This window comes from Pseudomonas sp. SBT1-2 (assembly GCF_028640875.1).
Classification (GTDB): domain Bacteria; phylum Pseudomonadota; class Gammaproteobacteria; order Pseudomonadales; family Pseudomonadaceae; genus Aquipseudomonas; species Aquipseudomonas chlororaphis_I.
Genome location: NZ_JAQZAA010000052.1, coordinates 1 through 20,141, shown reverse-complemented (window position 1 = coordinate 20,141; position 20,141 = coordinate 1). Strand labels below are relative to the sequence as shown.

Below are 20,141 nucleotides of genomic sequence, written 5' to 3'. Positions count from 1 at the left end.
CCCGAAACCAAAAGGCTGCGACCATGGCCCAAACCTTCATTACGGGAAAACTCCCATGAGCCGAGCCTTCGTCAATGAGGAACTGACTGCCGCCCAGGCCGACCAGCCCGTGGAGCGGCAGATCAGCGCGCAGCCCAACTACGTCACCCCACAGGGCCTGAGCGAACTGCAAGCCAAGGTCGCGTTCCTGCAAACCCGGCACAACCAACAGTCGGCACTGGGCGACCAGGCGGACCCACAGCAACTGGCCGATATCGAACGCGACCTGCGCTACTTCAACCAGCGCCTGCAAAGCGCCCAGGTGGTTCCCCAGGCGACATCGCGGTCGAAAGTGCAGATCGGCAGCCGGGTCATCTTCGCCGACGAGCACGGTACCGAGCAGTGTGTGCAACTGGTGGGAGAGGATCAGGCCGATGTCGCCAAGGGCCTGATCAATTGGGGCTCGCCGCTCGGCCGCGCGCTGCTGGGCACCCAGCTTGGCGATGAAGTGCTGTGGCAGCGCCCGGCGGGCGATCAATTGATCGAGGTGATCCGCATCGACCCGGCTTAAACCACGCCCTGGGCCAGCATGGCATCGGCGACCTTGACGAAGCCGGCGATGTTCGCCCCCTTGACGTAGTTGATCCGGCCGTTTTCTTCGCCGTAATGCACGCAGGCGTGGTGGATCGACTGCATGATGCCGTGCAGCTTGCTGTCCACCTCGCCGGCGCTCCACAGCAGGCGCATGGCGTTCTGCGACATCTCCAGCCCGCTGACCGCCACGCCCCCGGCGTTCGAGGCCTTGCCCGGGGCGAACAGAATGCCGGCCTCGATAAAGATATCCACAGCCTCCAGGGTGGTCGGCATGTTCGCCCCTTCAGCCACGCACATGCAGCCATTGCGCAGCAGCGCGCGCGCCGACTCGGCGTCCAGTTCGTTCTGGGTGGCGCACGGCAGCGCGATATCGCAAGGCAGCGCCCAAGGGTGCTGGCCGACGAGGAATTCGAGATTGAACTGCGTCGCCAGCTCGCTGATGCGCCCGCGCTTGACGTTCTTCAGCTCCAGCACCGCCTGCCATTGCTCCTCGGTCAGCCCGGCCTCGCAGTACAGCGTGCCTTCGGAGTCCGACAGGGAGATCACCTTGCCGCCCAGGTCCATGACCTTGCGCGCCGCGTATTGCGCCACATTGCCGGAACCGGAAATCGCCACGCGCTTGCCTTCCACCCGATCGTCACGGCGCTTGAGCATTTCTTCGGCGAAGTACACGCAACCGAAGCCGGTAGCCTCCGGGCGGATCAGGCTGCCGCCGTAACTCATGCCCTTGCCGGTCAGCACCGAGGTGAACTGGTTGCTCAGGCGCTTGTACTGGCCGAACAGGAAGCCGATTTCCCGAGCGCCCACGCCAATATCCCCCGCCGGTACGTCCACATCCGAACCGATATGGCGATACAGCTCGCTCATGAAGGCCTGGCAGAAGCGCATCACCTCGGCGTCGCTCTTGCCCTTCGGATCGAAGTCCGAACCACCCTTGCCGCCGCCCATGGGCAGCGAGGTCAGGGAGTTCTTGAAGGTCTGCTCGAAGGCGAGGAATTTCAGCACCCCCAGATTAACCGAAGGGTGGAAACGCAAACCGCCCTTGTACGGGCCGATGGCGCTGTTCATCTGGATGCGGAACCCGCGATTGACCTGGACCTTGCCCTGATCGTCGACCCACGACACACGGAACACCACCGCCCGCTCCGGCTCGCAGATACGCTCGAGAATGCCCGAGGTCAGGTAATGCGGATTGGCCTCCAGGAATGGCCACAGGCTGCGCAGCACCTCTTCCACCGCCTGGTGGAATTCAGGCTGGTCCGGGTCGCGCTTTTTCAGGCGGGCGAGGAAGTCTTCGACGGATTCGATCATGGGAAAGTCTCGGCAAATTTATTGTCGTTAACGGAGATTTGCCCGGGACTTTAGCAACTCGAACAGCACCATGACAGAGCAAAATGTCGCAGTTATGAATTTAAATGGTGCAATAGATATAAATATTTGGCTGTTTTCGGCCTTTTACGCACCATTCAAGGGATCGAAACCACAGGCCTCGCCCCACGATGGGCAGCTCGAAAATTGGCGGTGCCAGTCAGGGCGCATCGCGAGCAAGCTCGCTCCTACAAGAACGACACAGCCCCTGTAGGAGCGAGCTTGCTCGCGATAAGAGCCGCAGGCTCCACCTGGAAACACGCGCAAAAAAAACGGAGCCCGAAGGCTCCGTTTCTTTCAAGCAACCGACCCGGGTCAGGCCAGTTTCTTGTAACGCACGCGGTGCGGTTGGGCTGCAGCGTCGCCGAGGCGCTTCTTGCGATCGGCTTCGTACTCGGTGTAGTTGCCTTCGAAGAACACCGCTTGCGAGTCGTCTTCGTACGCCAGGATGTGGGTCGCGACACGGTCAAGGAACCACCGGTCGTGGGAGATCACAATGGCGGCGCCCGGGAAGTCCAGCAGGGCTTCTTCCAGGGAACGCAGGGTTTCGACGTCGAGGTCGTTGGACGGTTCGTCGAGCAGCAGGACGTTGCCGCCCTCCTTCAGGGTCAGGGCCAGGTGCAGACGACCACGCTCACCACCGGACAGGTCCTTGACGAACTTCTGCTGGTCGCCGCCCTTGAAGTTGAAACGACCGACGTAGGTACGCGACGGGATCTCGTAGCTGCCGATGCGAATCTGGTCGGAGCCGTCGGAGATCTGCTGGAACACGGTCTTGCTGCCGTCCAGGTCCTCGCGGCTCTGGTCGACGCAAGCCAGTTGCACGGTTTCACCGACTTCGATGCTGCCCGAGTCCGGCGTTTCCTTGCCCATCAGCATGCGGAACAGGGTGGATTTACCCGCACCGTTACCGCCGATCACGCCGACGATGGCGCCTTTGGGCATGGAGAACGACAGGTTGTCGATCAGCACGCGATCGCCGTAGCCCTTGGTGACGTTCTTGAACTCGATGACCTTGTCGCCCAGGCGCGGACCGGCCGGGATGTAGATCTCGTTGGTTTCGCTGCGCTTCTGGAATTCCTGCGATTGCATTTCTTCGAAGCGGGCCAGACGGGCCTTGGATTTCGACTGGCGAGCCTTGGCGCCTTTGCGCACCCACTCCAGTTCTTCCTTCATAGCCTTTTCATGGGCCGACTGCTGCTTGGACTCCTGGGCCAGACGATCGGACTTGGCTTCCAGCCAGCCCGAATAGTTGCCCTCGTAAGGAATGCCGGCGCCGCGGTCGAGCTCGAGGATCCAGCCGGCGACGTTGTCCAGGAAGTAACGGTCGTGCGTGATCGCAACCACGGTGCCCGGGAAGTCGTGGAGGAAGTGCTCCAGCCAGGCCACGGAATCGGCGTCCAGGTGGTTGGTCGGTTCGTCGAGCAGCAGCATGTCCGGGGCGGACAGCAGCAGGCGGCACAGGGCCACGCGACGTTTTTCACCACCGGACAGGTGTTCGACCTTGGCGTCCCAGGCCGGCAGGCGCAGCGCATCGGCGGCGACTTCCAGCTGGCGCTCCAGGTTGTGGCCATCACTGGCCTGCAGGATCGCTTCGAGCTTGGCCTGCTCGGCGGCCAGCTTGTCGAAGTCGGCATCCGGATCGGCGTAGGCCGCGTAGACCTCGTCCAGGCGTGCCTGGGCGTCCTTGATCACGCTGACCGCTTCCTCGACCACTTCACGCACGGTCTTGGCCGGGTCCAGCTGAGGCTCCTGGGGCAGGTAGCCGATGTTCAGCTCGGGCATTGGACGGGCTTCGCCCTCGAACTCGGTGTCGACGCCCGCCATGATTTTCAGCAGGGTGGACTTACCCGAACCGTTGAGGCCCAGCACGCCGATCTTGGCGCCCGGGAAGAACGACAGAGAAATGTTTTTCAGGATTTCCCGCTTCGGCGGAACAACTTTTCCCAGCCGATGCATGGTGAAGACGTATTGAGCCATGATGAACCTAGCGTCAGTGACTGATGAATGAAGAGCGGGCGAAGCCCGGGCCAGGCCATGCGCGGCGCCGGCATTTGATCGCGATCAATGCCTGCGTACGGAAAAAGCCTGATTGTCTGGAGCTGGAGCGCTCCCGCGTAACCGGCAAAGCTACCTCAATGGCCGGGCAAGGTCCAGCCAGCCAGGGCTGGCACTTTGCCACAACTCAAGGCATGCTAGCCGCCCTTCGGGCGTCCGGCTTATAGTGCACGTCGCGCCAGTCCAGCCAAACCGCAGGATCACAGTTTGTCCAATGCCACTCCGCCCTCTTCCCTGCGCGCAACTGCGCCTGCGTCCGGCTCGCCCCTGCGCGGTACCCTGAAAGGCGTGCTGGCGACCCTGGTCCTGTTGCTGCTCGCCCTGCTGTTCTGGCAACTGCTCGACCAACTGCAACAGACCCGCAAAGACCAGCGTCAACACGCAATCGACTACAACGCCGACCTGGCCGAACACATCAGCCTCAACCTGGCGCTCAATGCGCAGATCGCCCTTAACCTGCTGCCGATCATCGAGCCACCCCAGAATGCCGAACAGCAGCAACTGCTGCTGAAGAAGCTGCAACTGTCCCTGCCCGACCTGCAAAGCATCGCGCTGCTGGATGCCAAGGGCCAGCTCATCAGTGACAGCGACGCCGACGGCCAGGACGCCGCCTGGCTCGCCGAGCTGACCAGCCGCAGCCGGGGCCAGCGCTACTACTACAGCAATGCCAGCCACGGCGCGCTGGTCCAACTGCTGCTGCACCAGCCCAGCGGTGCACTCAAGAGTTACTGGGTGCTGCGCCTGGCTCCCTCCTTCGCCCAGTCCCTGAGCCCCAGCCCCGACCAGGGTTTCCAACCGACCTGGGTCATTGAAAACCGCCTGAACCAGAAAGCCCTCAGTCGCGACGACGGCAGCAGCACCCCGGTGACCACCGACGACATAGCCAACAGCGTGCTGGTCGCGCCGCTGGGCAACAGCGACTGGCAATTGCGCGGCCTGTTCGACGATCGCGCGGTGATCGAGCAACTGTTGCCGGCGTTTATCGCCAAGTGCCTGCTGGGGCTGGCGTTCTCCCTGCTGCCGGTGATTGCGCTGCTGAACATGCGCCGCCGCCAGCGTCAGCTGCACGAAGGACGCCGGCGCTACCAGGACATTTTCGAAGGCACCGGGGTCGCCCTCTGCGTCCTGGATATCTCCGGGCTGCCGGCATTTCTCGACAAGGCGCAACTGCACGACAGCGAACAGCTCAAGGCCTGGCTGGAGCACAACCCACAGCAGCGCCAGCTGCTGCTGGAAGAACTGCGCGTCACCGAGGTCAATCAGGTAGCCTTGCGGCTGCTCAACGTCGACTCCTGCGAGCAGGCCTGGAAACTGCTGATCGAAGGCAGCCCGCTCCACAGCAGCGCCATCGGCAACCAGCTGCTGGAAACCGTGATCAACCAGCACAAACAGCTGGAGCTGGAAATCCGCCTCAGCGACGCCCAGGGCCATGACCAGCACTTGTGGCTGGTGCTGCGCCTGCCGGAAGACCCGGCCGACTACCGGGCGGTGATCCTCAGCATCAGCGACATCACCAGCCGCAAGCTCATCGAGCTGTCGCTGCTGGAGCGCGAGGGCTTCTGGTCGGACGTGGTGCGCACTGTGCCGGACCACCTTTATGTGCAGGACGTCATCAGCCAGCGGATGATCTTCAGCAACCACCACCTGGGCCAGACCCTCGGCTACAACAAGACCGAACTGCACCAGATGGGCGAGTACTTCTGGGAAATCCTCCTGCACCCGGAAGACGCCGACCTCTATCACCGCCTGCGCCAGGAACAGCGGCATGCCGGCTACCTGCAATTGCTGCAGTGCCATTTGCGCTTTCGCCACCGCAGCGGCCAATGGCGCTGTTTCGACATCCGCGAACAGGCCCTGGCGCGGGACAAGTACGACCAGGTCACGCGCATCATCGGCGTGGCCAAGGACATCACCGACCAGATCGAGGCCAGCGAATCCCTGCGCGACAGCGAACGGCGCTATCGCATGCTCGCCGAAAGCATCAGCGACGTGATTTTCTCCACCGACAGCCAGATGGCCCTCAACTATGTCAGCCCCTCGGTGCAGTCGGTACTGGGCTATGACGCCGAGTGGATCTTCCAGAACGGCTGGCAATCGACCATCGCCAACCCGCAACAGCTGACCGGCATCTATGCCCTGATGGAGCGGGTCAGCAAGGCCCTGGACAAACCCGAGCAACTGGCGCGATTGCGCAACCAGGTGCAGACCCAGTTGTTCCTGTTCGACTGCCTGCGGGCCGACGGGCGCAAGATTCCGATCGAGCTGCGCCTGGTGCTGGTGTGGGACGAACACGGTGCCTTCGAAGGCGTGCTCGGGGTCGGCCGCGATATCAGCCAGCAGCGCCGCGCGGAAAAAGACCTGCGCATGGCAGCCACGGTATTCGAGCACTCGACCTCGGCGATCCTGATCACCGATCCGGCGGGCTACATCGTCCAGGCCAACGAGGCGTTCAGCCGGGTCAGCGGCTACGCGGTGTCCCAGGTGCTCGACCAGTTGCCGAACATGCTCACCGTCGACGAACAGCAGGAAGCCCACCTGCGCTATGTGCTCAAGCAGCTGCACCAGCACAGCACCTGGGAAGGCGAAGTCTGGCTCAAGCGCCGTAACGGCGAGCACTATCCGGCCTGGGTCGGCATCACCGCGGTGCTCGATGACGAAGGCGACCTGGCCAGCTATGTGTGCTTCTTCACCGACATCAGCGAACGCAAGGCCAGCGAGCAGCGCATTCACCGCCTGGCCTACTACGACGCCCTGACCCACCTGCCCAACCGCACGCTGTTCCAGGACCGCCTGCACACCGCCCTGCAGTCGGCGGAGCGGCAAAAGTCCTGGGTGGTGCTGATGTTCCTCGACCTGGACCGCTTCAAGCCGATCAACGACTCCCTGGGCCACGCCGCGGGCGACCGCATGCTCAAGGAAATGGCCACCCGCCTGCTCGATTGCGTCGACGATGACGACACCGTGGCGCGCATGGGTGGCGATGAGTTCACCTTGCTCCTGCAACCGCGGACCAGCCGCGAGATCGCCCTGAACCGGGCGATCCACGTCGCCGAGCAGATTCTCGCCAGCCTGGTGAAGCCGTTCGTGCTCGAAGGCCGTGAGTTCTTCGTCACCGCCAGTATCGGCATCGCCCTCAGCCCGCAGGACGGCAACGAGCTGAGCCAGCTGATGAAAAACGCCGACACCGCGATGTACCACGCCAAGGAGCGCGGCAAGAACAACTTCCAGTTCTACCAGGCCGACATGAACGCCAGCGCCCTGGAACGCCTGGAGCTGGAAAGCGACCTGCGCCACGCCCTGGAACAGCAGGAATTCATCCTCTACTACCAGCCGCAGTTCAGCGGCGACGGCAAGCGCCTGACCGGTGCCGAGGCCCTGCTGCGCTGGCGCCATCCGCGGCGCGGGCTGGTACCGCCGGGAGACTTCATCCCGGTGCTCGAAGAGCTGGGGCTGGTGGTGGATGTCGGCGACTGGGTGATCAGCGAAGCCTGTCGCCAACTCAAGGCCTGGCACCAGGCCAAGGTCCGGGTGCCGAAGGTCTCGGTGAACATCTCGGCCCGCCAGTTCTCCGACGGCCAGCTGGGCATGCGGATCGCCACCATCCTCAAGGACACCGGTCTGCCGCCGGCCTGCCTGGAGCTGGAACTGACCGAAAGTATCCTGATGCGCGAAGTCAGCGAAGCGATGCAGATCCTCGACGGCCTGAAGAACCTCGGCCTGAGCATCGCGGTCGACGACTTCGGCACCGGCTATTCATCGCTGAACTACCTCAAGCAGTTCCCCATCGATGTCTTGAAGATCGACCGCACCTTCGTCGACGGCCTGCCGTCCGGCGAGCAGGACGCGCAGATCGCCCGCGCCATCATCGCCATGGCCCACAGCCTGAACCTGGCGGTGATCGCCGAGGGCGTGGAAACCCATGAGCAGCTGGACTTCCTGCGTGAGCACGGCTGTGACGAAGTCCAGGGCTACCTGTTCGGCCGGCCGATGCCGGCCAACAGCTTCGAAGGGCAGTTCAGCAACGACGCGCTGTTCATGTTCGACTAAAAAGCAGCGGCAAGCTTCAAGCGACGAGCGGCAAGATAGAAGCCGTTCGCCTGCAGGCTTCTAGCTTGAGGCTTCTAGCTTGAAGCTTGAAACTGATTTGCGTGCGACATGATGTCCTTTCATATGCCATCTAAAACCCGTTGGGTTAGAATGCCCCCCTTTTCTGCCCCGATCCTTGAGGACCGCCATGTTCAGCCGTGATTTGACTATTGCCAAGTACGACGCCGATCTCTTTGCCGCCATGGAGCAAGAAGCCCAGCGCCAGGAAGAGCACATTGAGCTGATCGCTTCGGAAAACTACACCAGCCCTGCGGTGATGGAAGCTCAAGGCTCGGTACTGACCAACAAGTACGCCGAAGGTTACCCAGGCAAGCGTTACTACGGCGGCTGCGAATACGTCGACGTGGTTGAGCAACTGGCCATCGACCGCGCCAAGGAACTGTTCGGCGCCGACTACGCCAACGTCCAGCCGCACGCTGGCTCGCAAGCCAACGCCGCCGTTTACCTGGCGCTGCTGTCGGCTGGCGACACCATCCTGGGCATGAGCCTGGCCCACGGCGGTCACCTGACCCACGGCGCCAGCGTTTCCTCCTCCGGCAAGCTGTACAACGCCATCCAGTACGGCATCGATGCCAACGGCCTGATCGACTACGACGAAGTCGAGCGCCTGGCGGTCGAGCACAAGCCGAAAATGATCGTGGCCGGTTTCTCTGCCTACTCGCAGGTCCTGGACTTCCCACGCTTCCGCGAAATCGCCGACAAGGTCGGTGCTTACCTGTTCGTCGACATGGCTCACGTAGCCGGTCTGGTCGCCGCTGGCGTCTATCCGAACCCGGTGCCTTTCGCCGACGTGGTCACCACCACCACCCACAAGACCCTGCGCGGTCCACGTGGCGGCCTGATCCTGGCTCGCGCCAACGCCGACATCGAGAAGAAGCTGAACTCCGCGGTATTCCCGGGCGCCCAGGGCGGCCCGCTGGAGCACGTGATCGCGGCCAAGGCGATCTGCTTCAAGGAAGCGCTGCAGCCTGAGTTCAAGGCCTACCAGCAACAAGTGGTGAAGAACGCCCAGGCCATGGCCGGCGTGTTCATCGAGCGCGGTTTCGACGTGGTTTCCGGCGGTACTCAGAACCACCTGTTCCTGCTGTCGCTGATCAAGCAGGAAATCTCCGGTAAAGATGCCGATGCCGCTCTGGGCAAGGCCTTCATCACCGTGAACAAGAACTCCGTGCCAAACGACCCACGCTCCCCGTTCGTCACCTCCGGCCTGCGCTTCGGTACTCCGGCCGTGACCACTCGCGGCTTCAAGGAAGCCGAGTGCAAGGAACTGGCTGGCTGGATCTGCGACATCCTGGCCGACCTGAACAACGAAGCGGTGATCGACGCCGTTCGTGAGAAAGTCAAAGCCATCTGCAAGAAGCTGCCGGTATACGGCGCCTGATTCGCAGAGCGTTGCATGAAAAGCCCGGCCTTCGCGCCGGGCTTTTTTTCGTCCGCGAATTGTCTGGCCCGGGACCTGTAGCCGCTGCCACAGGCTGCGATCGGCCGGCACGGCCGTGACACTTTGAAGATCGCAGGAAGGCCTTCGGCCTTATCGCAGCCTGCGGCAGCGGCTACAGGACCAGCACCACTGGTCAGACCGGTCATGCCAATTTTCGGATCTGCCCTTGTATTCGCGGGAAAATCGGGCATAGACTGCGCCTGCACTGGACATACCGGTAAGACCACAATAATTAAGTCCCGAATCTGATGCGCTCCGCGCACGGCAGCCGGGACACCGACCAGGATTCCCCTCATGCTCAGATGGTGCTCGCGTTCGATTTTCCTCCAGGTAGTCCTCGGACTGATGCTCGGCATCGTGTGCGGACTGACACTTCCCGAATACTCCTCGCAACTCAAGCCACTGGGCGATGCCTTTATCAAGCTGATCAAGATGCTGATCGGCCTGATCGTCTTCTGTGTGGTGGTCAGCGGCATCTCCGGCGCCGGCGACCTGAAAAAGGTCGGACGCATCGGGCTCAAATCCGTCATCTACTTCGAAGTCCTGACCACCATCGCCCTGGTGATCGGCCTGGTCTTCGCCTTCACCACCGGCATCGGCAGCGGCGCCAATATCCACCTGGAGCAGCTGTCCGCCGCCGACATGGGCGACATCGCCCAGCGCAGCCAGCACATGCATGGCACCTCTGAGTTCCTGATGGGGCTGATCCCCAACTCGGTCCTGGGCGCCTTCGCCGAAAACAATATCCTGCAGGTGCTGCTGTTCTCCGTGCTGTTCGGCAGCGCGTTGAACCTGGTGGGCGAAGCGGCTTCCGGCATCTCGCGGCTGATCAACGAACTCAGCCACATCATCTTCCGCATCATGGGCATGATCGTGCGCCTGGCGCCGATCGGCGTATTCGGCGCCATCGCCTTCACCACCAGCAAGTACGGCCTGGACTCGCTGCAGCACCTGGGCAGCCTGGTGGGCCTGTTCTACCTGACCTGCTTCGCGTTCGTGGCCATCATTCTCGGCGTGGTCATGCGCTGTTCCGGCCTGCGCATGTTGCCTTTCCTCAAATACCTGCGCGAAGAGCTGCTGATCGTCCTCGGCACCGCCTCCTCCGACGCCGTACTGCCACAGATCATGCGCAAACTGGAGCACCTGGGCATCGGCAGCTCCACGGTCGGCCTGGTCATCCCGACGGGCTACTCGTTCAACCTCGACGGTTTCTCGATCTACCTGACCCTGGCCATCGTCTTCATCGCCAATGCCACCGGTACGCCGTTGTCGATGTCGGATTTGCTGACCATCCTGCTGGTGTCGCTGATCACCTCCAAAGGCGCCCACGGGATTCCCGGTTCGGCGCTGGTGATCCTGGCCGCCACCCTGACGGCGATTCCGGCCATCCCAGTGGTGGGCCTGGTGCTGGTGCTGGCAGTGGACTGGTTCATGGGCATCGGCCGGGCGCTGACCAACCTGATCGGCAACTGCGTCGCCACCGTGGCCATTGCCCGCTGGGAAAGAGACATCGATATCCAACGCGCCAACAAAGTCCTGAGCGGCCAGCAGGGCTATGGTTTCCAACCGCGAAAACCGCTGCCCGGCGCGCAGCAGCAGGAGTTCTGAGGCATGCCTTGTGCCTGTCGCCGGCAGGCACAACAATCAGCGCCTGCCATGGGCCTCATCCGCCATATACCAGGGAGTGAACAGTGATCACCTCGTCAACGGTTGTAAATTCAGTGGTAGAAAAGCTGCGCGCGGCCTTGGCCCGTGGCCAATGGCGCTCCGGCGACATGCTGCCGGGGCAACGTGAATTGGCCGAGCAGCTGGGCATCAGCCGCCCGAGCCTGCGCGAGGCGGTGACTGTTCTGGAAACCCTGGGTCTGGTGCGTTCCATGCCCGGCAAAGGCGTGGTGGTCCTGGAGGCCAGCCTCAACGAACAACCGGCCAGCGACAGCGGCGTGGCGGGTGCCAGCCTCGAGGACGTGCTGCAACTGCGCTACACCCTCGAACCCTTCATCGTCGGCCTGGTGGCGCAATCCATCAGCAGCAAGGAAGTGGGCCAGCTGCGCCTGACCCTGATGGACATGCGCGAAGCCCTGGAGGCCAACGACAGCGAAGCCGGGATGAACGCCTACATCGCCTTCCATGAAGAACTGTTCACCCTGACCTCCAACCCGATCTTCCAGAACGTGGTGCATCAAACCAGCAATGCCCTGAAGCAGAGCGCGGAAATCCTGCGCAACTCGCCGGAGCACCTGGCCGAACGCCTGGAAGAAAACGAAGCGGTGGTCCGGGCGATCCGCAACAAGAACAGCGCATTGGCCAGTGCCGAAATGCGCCGGCACATCCTCAAGGAAGGCCAGCGCATGGGCATCGAGCTGAACATCCCGGACGACCATCTGGGCAACTAAGCCGCACAACACTTTCGTATCGGTAACCGGACTGGAGACAGGCCATGGCCAGCTACGCCTTGAACAAACTTGCATTCCCCCTCCCCGGTGCCCTGCCACGGCGCCGCACCGGCGAGAAAAAGCTGCTGGTCGACGATGTCTATCCGCAGATTTTCGATGCCATTCTCGAACAACGCATCGCCCCCGCCAGCCGTTTCACCGAGGACAGCCTCGGCGAAGTGTTCGGGGTCAGCCGCAGCATCATTCGCCAGGTCCTGGCGCGCTTGTCCCACCAGCAGGTGATTATCCTGCGGCCCAACCACCGGCCTCAGGTGGCGGCACCGGACCACGAACAGACGCGGCAGATCCTGCACGCCCGCCGCCTGACGGAAATCACCCTGGTCAGGCTCGCCTGCCAGCAACCGGCACCGCGCAACCTCAAGCGCCTGCGGGAATTGATCGCCGCTGAGCGCGATTGCATCGACCGTGGCTTGCGTGGCCCGGCGATCCGCCTGTCCGGTGAGTTCCACCTGCAATTGGCCGAAGTGGCCGGCAACACGCCGCTGGCGCATTTCCTCGGCAGCCTGGTGCCGCTGACGTCACTGGCGATCGCCCACCATGAAAGCCGCACCTGCAGCCATTGCGCCTGGCAGGAGCACGCGGCGATTGTCGATGCCATCGAAGACGGTGACGTAAAGGTCGCGGTCGGGTTGATGACCGGGCATCTGGATCACCTGGAGGAAAGGTTGCTCAAGGCCAGCGCGGCCTCACAGTAATCTGCGTTTCACGAGCACGCTCGCTCCTGCAGACCGGAGCGAGCGTGTTCGCGATGACCTCACAACAACGCTGTAACGAAACTACTGCGCCGCCATCCGGGCGAACCCGGCACGGATCTTCTCTTCCGGCAGATCGTCGGCAATAAACACAATCACACTCTCCCGCGCCTCGCCCTCGGCCCACTCGGTATCCCAGTCGAAACCGTACAGCTTGAGCACGCCCTGGAACACCAGGCGCCGCGGCTCGCCGGCGATGTTCAGCACGCCCTTGTAGCGCAGCAGCTGCTTGCCGTGTTCTTCCAGCAGTTCGTTCATGAACTCGCTGAGCCTGTCGATATCCAGCGGCGCATCGGTGCGCAGCACCAGGCTGGAAATACGATCGATGGAAGGCGCCTTGCTCACCGGGCGCAGGCTGACACCGCCCCCCAGGTCGGCATTCAGATTGAAGCCACGCACATCCAGCAGCTCGGCCAGGTCGATGCGGCCATGCTCGACCACACGGATCGGCGCACGGCGGTTGATCCGGGTCAGGCGTTCGCTCAACGCATTGAAAGTGGGCTCGTCCACCAGGTCGCGCTTGCTCACCAACAGGCGGTCGGCGAAGCCGATCTGGGCCTGGGCAATGGTCTGGGTCAGGTGGTGCTCGGCATGCTTGGCGTCCACCAGGGTGATGATGCCGTCGAGGATGTAACGCTCGCGCAATTCTTCGTCGATGAAGAAGGTCTGGGCCACGGGCGCGGGGTCGGCCAGCCCGGTGCATTCGATCACCAGCCGGTCGAAGGCGATCTCGCCGCTGTCCAGCCGCTCGAGCAGCAGGTACAGCGCCTTGGTCAGATCGGTGTGGATGGTGCAGCAGACGCAGCCATTGGACAGCGTCATCACTTGCACCGGCTCGTCGCCCAGCAACTGGGTGTCGATGCCGGCATCGCTGAATTCGTTTTCGATCACGGCGATTTTCAGGCCGTGCTCGGCCTTGAGCAGGTGACGCAGCAAGGTGGTCTTGCCGGCGCCGAGGAAACCGCTGAGAACGGTGACGGGGATTGGGGCTAACAAAACGAAATCTCCCATGGGCAGAAAAGACTGTAGGAGCCAGGCTTTCCGGCGATAGCGTCCTGAAGATCGCTACCGCCGGCAAGCCGGGCTCCTACAGTGGGGTGTTGCTCAATGGTCGTGCTTCAACAGCATTTCGGCCCGGCCTTGCCGCCGTACCGCGCTTCCTGGCGTTCCCGGAAGAACGCCTCGTACGACATCACCGGTTTGTCCGGGTGCTTGGTCTGCATATGCTCGACGTAGTTGTCGTAGTCGGGCATGCCGACCATCAGGCGCGCGGCCTGACCGAGGTATTTACCGAGGCGACTCAGGTCATTGAACACGATTGCAATCCTCGATTACGCATCCGGCAGTGCATGGAATGGCGATTCTTTATCCGTGCGTTCTTTTTTACCCCAGGCGGAGATACCCACCTTGAGTGCGTAGAACAGGATGCTGAATACCACCAGCAGGAACAGCACCGTCAGCGTGGCGTTGGTGTAGGCATTGAAGATCACGTGCTGCATCTGCGTGATGTCCTTGGCCGGTGCAAGGATCTGACCATTGGCCAGGGCATCGCTGTACTTCTTGGCCAGGGCCAGGAAACCGACTGCCGGGTTGGCGTCGAACAGCTTGATGAGGCCCGCGGTGGTGGTGCAGATCAGCAGCCAGGTGGCTGGCAGCAAGGTCACCCAGATGTAGCGTTGACGCTTCATCTTGATCAGTACCACGGTGCCGAGCATCAGCGCGATACCCGCCAGCATCTGGTTAGAGATACCGAACAGCGGCCACAAGGTGTTGATGCCACCCAGCGGATCAATCACGCCCTGGTACAGCAGGTAACCCCAGAGGGCCACGCAGCCAGCGGTGGCGATCAGGTTGGCGGTCCAGGACTCGGTGCGCTTCAGGGCTGGCACGAAGGAGCCCAGCAGGTCCTGCAGCATGAAACGACCGGCACGGGTACCGGCGTCCACCGCGGTCAGGATGAACAGCGCTTCGAACAGGATCGCGAAGTGGTACCAGAACGCCATGGTGTTCTCGCCCGGCAGCACCGTGTGCAGGATCTGCGCGATACCGACCGCCAGGGTCGGCGCACCGCCGGCACGGGCCAGGATGGTGGTTTCACCGATGTCCTTGGCCACTGCTTGCAGGGCGTCCGGAGTAATGGCGAAGCCCCAGCTGCTGACCGTCTGCGCCACAGCCACCACGTCACCGCCGACGATGGCCGCCGGGCTGTTCATGGCGAAGTACACGCCAGGCTCGATCACCGAAGCGGCGACCATCGCCATGATGGCCACGAAGGACTCCATCAGCATGCCGCCGTAACCGATGTAACGGGCGTTGGTTTCGTTATCCAGCAGCTTCGGCGTGGTCCCGGAAGAGATCAGCGCGTGGAAGCCGGACACCGCGCCACAGGCGATGGTGATGAACAGGAACGGGAACAGGCCGCCTTTCCAGACCGGACCGGTGCCGTCGGTGAACTGGGTCAGCGCCGGCATTTTCAGCTCGGGCATGGTGATCAGGATGCCGATCGCCAGGGCGATGATGGTACCGATCTTGAGGAAGGTCGACAGGTAGTCGCGAGGCGCCAGGATCAGCCAGACCGGCAGCACCGCGGCGACGAAACCGTAGCCGATCAGCATCCAGGTGATCTGCACGCCGGTGAAGGTGAAGGCCTTGGACCACACGGGGTCCGCGGCAATCTGGCCCCCCAGCCAGATCGAGCCCAGCAGCAGGAGCACGCCGATGATGGAGATTTCACCGATGCGGCCCGGGCGGATGTAGCGCATGTAGACGCCCATGAACATCGCGATCGGGATGGTCGCCATCACCGTGAAGATGCCCCACGGGCTTTCGGCCAGGGCCTTGACCACGATCAGCGCCAGCACCGCGAGGATGATGATCATGATCAGGAAGCAGCCGAACAGTGCGATGGTCCCCGGGATCCGGCCCATTTCCTCACGGACCATGTCGCCCAGGGAACGGCCGTTGCGCCGGGTGGACATGAACAGGACCATGAAGTCCTGCACCGCCCCCGCCAGCACCACCCCGGCAATCAGCCAGAGCGTGCCGGGCAGATAGCCCATCTGCGCCGCCAGTACCGGACCCACCAGCGGGCCCGCGCCGGCGATGGCCGCGAAGTGGTGACCGAAGAGAATGTGTTTGTTGGTCGGAACATAGTCCAGACCGTCGTTGTTGAGCACGGCGGGGGTGGCCCGGCGCGCATCGAGCTGCATCACGTTGTTAGCGATGAACAGGCTGTAGTAACGGTATGCGACCAGATAGATGGCCACGGCAGCGACCACGATCCACAAGGCGTTGATCGCCTCGCCTCGGCGCAATGCCACTACGCCGAGGGCGCACGCTCCTACGATTGCCAGCACCAGCCAGGGTAAGTGGCGTAGCGGGCTATTATTATTTTTCATTTTATTATTCCAGCCAGGGTGGACAAGAAAGACAGCCACCCGGAGTTTAGCGCTACTGGCCTCAAAGACCACCCCCCACGTTGGTCTAGAGCGTCCTTTTGAGTTTTTTCCCAGGTTTTGCACCGCCGCGGTGCAACCGCTCCTGGCAGCACTGAACCACCCGGGCGAAAAAGCGGTCGCACCTTAAAGGACTCGTCGTCTGGAGTGCCCATGTCCTCGCCGCCCGATGGACCGCTGCTGTCACCGCCGCTGTTGTATCTGCTGTTCCTGGCGGTGGCGCTGTTGCTTGCCGACGCTGTGCCCTTGCCGGTCCCGGTCAACGGCTGGCTGCGCACCCTGGCCCTGCTGTTGATTATCGGCGGCCAGGGCCTGTCGTTCTGGGCGATGTGGCGTCTCAGGCAACGGCACACCACCAGCAGCAATCTCGGCGAACCCCGGCGCCTGCTGTGCGATGGCCCGTTCGCGATCTCGCGCAACCCCATCAATCTCGGCGACACCCTGGGTTACTGCGCCATCGCCCTGTTGCTGGGCAGCCTGTGGCCGTGGCTGCTGTTGCCGCCGCTGATTTACCTGATGAACCTGACGGTGATCCGGCCGGACGAGATCCGCCTGCTGGAGTTGTTCGGCGACCGCTACCGTGACTATTGCCGCAAGGTGCGCCGCTGGCTGTAGCGATGGGAGCGCACCCGGCTCTGGTCTATAGTCATTTCACCATGCAGAGGGGCTGCTCATGAGCGAACACCATTCCGATCGTCGTCGTTTCAAACGCATCGCCTTCGATGCCCGCACCGAACTGAGCCAGGGCCCTCATCGCTGGCCCGTGCAGTTGGTCGATCTTTCGCTCAAGGGCATGCTGATCCAGCGTCCCGATCCCTGGCTGGGGGACGAAAGCCAGCCGTTCGAGGCCGATATCCATTTGAGCGATGACGCCGAAGTGCGCATGGACGTGCAACTGGCGCACGACGATCATGGCCAGTTGGGCTTCGTCTGCCTGCATATAGACCTGGAATCGATCGAGCATCTGCGCCGACTGATCGAACTCAACCTCGCCGACCCGCAGGAACTGGAGCGCGAGCTGGGCGCACTGCTCGAAGTCTGAGCGCCCGCCTGTTCCCGCCAGCCGCTCAGGGGAACGCCGAGGGCTCGGGGAATTCGCTTTCCATATCCCAATAACCGGGCTGTTGCCGACTGGCGGCGGCCCACTGCCCGTCCACCCAGCGATAGATCCGGTAGGTGGTCACAAAATCGTCCCCCTCGCTCGCAGGCGCCGAAGACACCTGGGCAATCGCCTCGGTAGCGCCCACCGCCGCTGGAAGGATCTGCCAGGCCGCCTTGCCGGTCTGGGCCAACCCCAGCGGGCGCTGCTCCCCGCTTTCGTCCCGATACTGGACCGGCTCCAGCCGGCTTTGCGTCGGCGCCAGGAGCTGCGTGGCCGGACCGCTGTAGCTGCCCAGCGGCGCCGTCTGATCGACGGTGAGGAAAAACGCCGGGTATGGCAGGCCGCTGAGCGGCGCCTTTTCCACCTTCGCCAGCGGATAGCCCAGGGACTGCTCGGCAAGCACTTCGCCGACCTCCGATACCAGGCGTACCCGGGCCTCCAGTTGCGGCTGGTGTTCGCTGTCCGTCGACTCGTCGAAGGTTTCTTCGTCCAGGCCGCTGCCCCAACTCTGCGCGTGCAATTGCGCGGTGATGCGTCGGTCTTCCAGCACCTCGAGCACCGTGCCGTCGCCGACCAGCAACTCCTGGGCGATCCGATATCCGTGCGGCGCATCCTCCTGGCTGGCTACAGCCAGGCCGCTGCCCCACAACAACGCAAAACCGAGGGCACCCAGGCCCGCTCCTGTCATCCGCATGAACTGCATCCTTTCAGTGGCACAAGGGGTTATTCGAACAGCGCATCCAGCGCCTGCTCCAGACGCGTTACCGCAATGATCCGCAGGCCCTGTGGCGGCTCTTTCGGAGCATTGCCCTTGGGCACGATGGCCCGTTTGAAACCATGTTTGGCCGCTTCCTTGAGACGCTCCTGGCCGCTCGGCACCGGGCGCACTTCGCCGGACAGGCCGACTTCGCCAAACACCAGCAAGTCGTGGGGCAAGGGCCGGTTGCGCAGGCTGGACATCACCGCCGCCATCAGCGCCAGGTCGGACGCGGTTTCCAGCACCTTGACCCCGCCGACCACGTTGAGGAACACGTCCTGATCGTGGGTCGGGATGCCGCCATGGCGATGCAGCACCGCCAGCAGCATCGCCAGGCGGTTCTGGTCCAGGCCCAGGGTGACCCGCCGCGGATTGGCCAGGTGGCTGTCATCCACCAGCGCCTGGACTTCCACCAGCATCGGCCGGGTGCCTTCCCAAGTGGCCATGACCACGCTGCCCGGGACTTCTTCCTGGGCACGGGAGAGAAAGATCGCCGAAGGGTTGGAAACCTCTTTCAGGCCGCGATCGGTCATGCCGAACACGCCCAGCTCGTTGACCGCACCGAAGCGGTTCTTCACCGCCCGCAGCAAGCGCAGGCGACCGTCGGACTCACCTTCGAAATACAGCACGGTGTCGACCATATGCTCGAGGACCCGCGGCCCGGCCAGCGCGCCCTCCTTGGTCACGTGGCCCACCAGGAAGATCGCCGTGCCGCTCTGCTTGGCATAACGCACCAACAGCGCCGCGCTTTCGCGCACCTGGGAAACACCGCCGGGGGCCGATTGCAGTTGCTCGGTGAAAATGGTCTGGATCGAGTCGATCACCATGACCTTGGGCTTCTCCAGCCGGGCCGTGGCGATGATGGTTTCGATACAGGTTTCGGTCATCACCCGCAGTTGGTCCTGGGGCAGGCCCAGGCGCCGGGCGCGCATCGCCACCTGTTGCTGCGATTCTTCGCCGGTGACGTAGAGCGCCGCCATGCGCGTGGCGATGTTGCACAGGGTCTGTAGCAGAATGGTCGACTTGCCGATCCCCGGGTCGCCGCCGATCAGCACCACCGAACCGTCGACCAGGCCCCCGCCGAGCACCCGGTCCAGTTCGCCGGAAGCCGTGGAAAAGCGCGGTATCTCCTCGACGCTGACCTCGGCCAGGGTCTTGATCTGCGCCTGCTGGCCGGCCCAGCCGGTGCGACCGCTAGGGGCCGCGGCGCCGCCGCTTTCCACCATGGTTTCGGTCAGGGTGTTCCAGGCTCCGCATTCACCGCACTGGCCGGCCCACTTGGGAAAGGTTGCGCCGCACTCGGTGCAGCCGTACATGCGCTTGGCCTTGGCCATCTGATCCCCCGGCAAAAACCGCGATGATAGCTCAGCTGGAGCGGATCAGCGCGGCGCGGCCGTGTGGATTTCGCCGTCGGCCAGACGCGCGGCGCTGTTGCCCAACGGATCTTCGGCATTCAGGTCGGCGCCCTTGGTCGCCAGGGCATCGAGCAGCTCCACCCGCTTGAACAGCCCGGCGTACATCGCCGCGGTCTGGCCGGCACCGTTGCGCTGGTCGGGGTTGCAGTCGGTGGCCAGCAGGCGCCGGGCGATCTTCACTTCACCCTTGAAAATAGCGCCCATCAGCGCCGTGTTGCCTCTTTTATCCTGGGTACAGGCATCGGCACCGGCGGCCAGCAAACGCTCCACCGCCGGCCCCTGGCCGTGATACGCCGCAAGGATCAGGGCGGTGTAGCCCTTCTCGTCCTGGGTATCGAGGGAATAACCGGCCTCGATAAAGGTATCGAGCATCTCGACGTCGCCGCGACGGGCCGCATCGAAGTAGTAATTCTGTAACTGGGCCTTGACCGCCGCCGGGTCCGTGGGGACCGGTTGCTCCGCATAAGCGCCCAGCGAGCAGGCGGCCAGCATCAGCGAAATGAACAAGCGCATGGTGCGACTCCCTTGCCTTACAAAAACCTGTAGGAGCGAGGCTTGCCCGCGATGACTTCGGCTCGGGCAAATACGTTCGTCAGGGAGAACGCAGTCACCGGTATTGGGGCCGCTGCGCGGCCCATCGCGGGCAAGCCTCGCTCC

At 63.2% G+C, this 20,141-nt stretch carries 16 protein-coding genes; 8 read left to right on the top strand and 8 right to left on the bottom strand.

The window, feature by feature from the left end; all coding sequences use genetic code 11:
* The first annotated feature begins 55 nt into the window (after window positions 1-55).
* The gene (locus tag PVZ78_RS06385; RefSeq protein ID WP_009050956.1) at window positions 56-550 is read left to right on the top strand and encodes a GreA/GreB family elongation factor; all 495 of its coding nucleotides are present in this window, start codon (window positions 56-58) and stop codon (window positions 548-550) included.
* Here PVZ78_RS06385 and gdhA read toward each other — a convergent pair.
* Window positions 547-1,884, bottom strand: coding sequence for an NADP-specific glutamate dehydrogenase (gene gdhA / locus PVZ78_RS06380; RefSeq protein ID WP_053269973.1), 1,338 nt, complete (start codon window positions 1,882-1,884; stop codon window positions 547-549). The genes PVZ78_RS06385 and gdhA overlap by 4 nt on opposite strands.
* Before the next feature lie 372 nt (window positions 1,885-2,256).
* On the bottom strand, window positions 2,257-3,921 hold the full coding sequence (ettA, locus tag PVZ78_RS06375) for an energy-dependent translational throttle protein EttA (protein ID WP_009050958.1): 1,665 nt from the start codon (window positions 3,919-3,921) through the stop codon (window positions 2,257-2,259).
* 285 nt (window positions 3,922-4,206) lie between these two features.
* On the opposite strand from ettA, the gene PVZ78_RS06370 reads away from it, so the two are divergent.
* The 5 genes from PVZ78_RS06370 (at window position 4,207) to PVZ78_RS06350 (ending at window position 12,698) form a co-directional block, all read left to right on the top strand.
* Window positions 4,207-8,046 (top strand): sensor domain-containing protein, encoded by a 3,840-nt coding sequence (locus tag PVZ78_RS06370; RefSeq protein WP_009050959.1) that lies wholly within the window; start codon window positions 4,207-4,209, stop codon window positions 8,044-8,046.
* A 187-nt stretch (window positions 8,047-8,233) separates the two neighbouring features.
* Window positions 8,234-9,487 carry a serine hydroxymethyltransferase gene (glyA, locus tag PVZ78_RS06365; protein WP_009050960.1) on the top strand — a complete coding sequence of 418 codons (1,254 nt, stop codon included), beginning with the start codon at window positions 8,234-8,236 and terminating at the stop codon, window positions 9,485-9,487.
* A 354-nt stretch (window positions 9,488-9,841) separates the two neighbouring features.
* Window positions 9,842-11,155 (top strand): C4-dicarboxylate transporter DctA, encoded by a 1,314-nt coding sequence (locus PVZ78_RS06360; RefSeq protein ID WP_009050961.1) that lies wholly within the window; start codon window positions 9,842-9,844, stop codon window positions 11,153-11,155.
* 83 nt (window positions 11,156-11,238) lie between these two features.
* Complete coding sequence (locus tag PVZ78_RS06355) at window positions 11,239-11,943, top strand: FadR/GntR family transcriptional regulator (RefSeq protein ID WP_273828399.1); 705 nt, start codon at window positions 11,239-11,241, stop codon at window positions 11,941-11,943.
* A 44-nt stretch (window positions 11,944-11,987) separates the two neighbouring features.
* A complete protein-coding gene (locus PVZ78_RS06350; protein WP_102677097.1) occupies window positions 11,988-12,698 on the top strand; it encodes a GntR family transcriptional regulator in 711 nt (236 codons plus the stop codon).
* A gap of 81 nt (window positions 12,699-12,779) precedes the next feature.
* Here the strand turns inward: PVZ78_RS06350 and yjiA are convergent, their stop codons facing one another.
* From yjiA to PVZ78_RS06335, 3 genes are all read right to left on the bottom strand, one after another.
* Window positions 12,780-13,766, bottom strand: coding sequence for a GTPase (yjiA, locus tag PVZ78_RS06345; RefSeq protein WP_164487026.1), 987 nt, complete (start codon window positions 13,764-13,766; stop codon window positions 12,780-12,782).
* 107 nt (window positions 13,767-13,873) lie between these two features.
* Window positions 13,874-14,071, bottom strand: a complete 198-nt coding sequence (locus tag PVZ78_RS06340) for a YbdD/YjiX family protein (protein ID WP_007930039.1) — start codon at window positions 14,069-14,071, stop codon at window positions 13,874-13,876.
* Window positions 14,072-14,086: 15 nt separating this feature from the next.
* The gene (locus PVZ78_RS06335) at window positions 14,087-16,153 is read right to left on the bottom strand and encodes a carbon starvation CstA family protein (protein ID WP_025807569.1); all 2,067 of its coding nucleotides are present in this window, start codon (window positions 16,151-16,153) and stop codon (window positions 14,087-14,089) included.
* 210 nt (window positions 16,154-16,363) lie between these two features.
* Here PVZ78_RS06335 and PVZ78_RS06330 point away from each other — a divergent pair, with 210 nt between their 5' ends.
* Together PVZ78_RS06330 and PVZ78_RS06325 are read left to right on the top strand one after the other, a co-directional pair.
* Window positions 16,364-16,825, top strand: coding sequence for a methyltransferase family protein (locus tag PVZ78_RS06330; protein ID WP_273828398.1), 462 nt, complete (start codon window positions 16,364-16,366; stop codon window positions 16,823-16,825).
* A 58-nt stretch (window positions 16,826-16,883) separates the two neighbouring features.
* The gene (locus tag PVZ78_RS06325; RefSeq protein WP_063433094.1) at window positions 16,884-17,252 is read left to right on the top strand and encodes a PilZ domain-containing protein; all 369 of its coding nucleotides are present in this window, start codon (window positions 16,884-16,886) and stop codon (window positions 17,250-17,252) included.
* A 25-nt stretch (window positions 17,253-17,277) separates the two neighbouring features.
* On the opposite strand, the gene PVZ78_RS06320 is transcribed toward PVZ78_RS06325, so the two are convergent.
* From PVZ78_RS06320 to PVZ78_RS06310, 3 genes are read right to left on the bottom strand one after another with little or no spacing between them, the layout of a single operon-like run.
* Window positions 17,278-18,006 (bottom strand): hypothetical protein, encoded by a 729-nt coding sequence (locus PVZ78_RS06320; protein WP_102678243.1) that lies wholly within the window; start codon window positions 18,004-18,006, stop codon window positions 17,278-17,280.
* 29 nt (window positions 18,007-18,035) lie between these two features.
* Complete coding sequence (gene radA, locus PVZ78_RS06315) at window positions 18,036-19,403, bottom strand: DNA repair protein RadA (RefSeq protein ID WP_273828397.1); 1,368 nt, start codon at window positions 19,401-19,403, stop codon at window positions 18,036-18,038.
* Window positions 19,404-19,448: 45 nt separating this feature from the next.
* On the bottom strand, window positions 19,449-19,997 hold the full coding sequence (locus PVZ78_RS06310; RefSeq protein WP_273828396.1) for an ankyrin repeat domain-containing protein: 549 nt from the start codon (window positions 19,995-19,997) through the stop codon (window positions 19,449-19,451).
* Window positions 19,998-20,141: the final 144 nt, after the last annotated feature.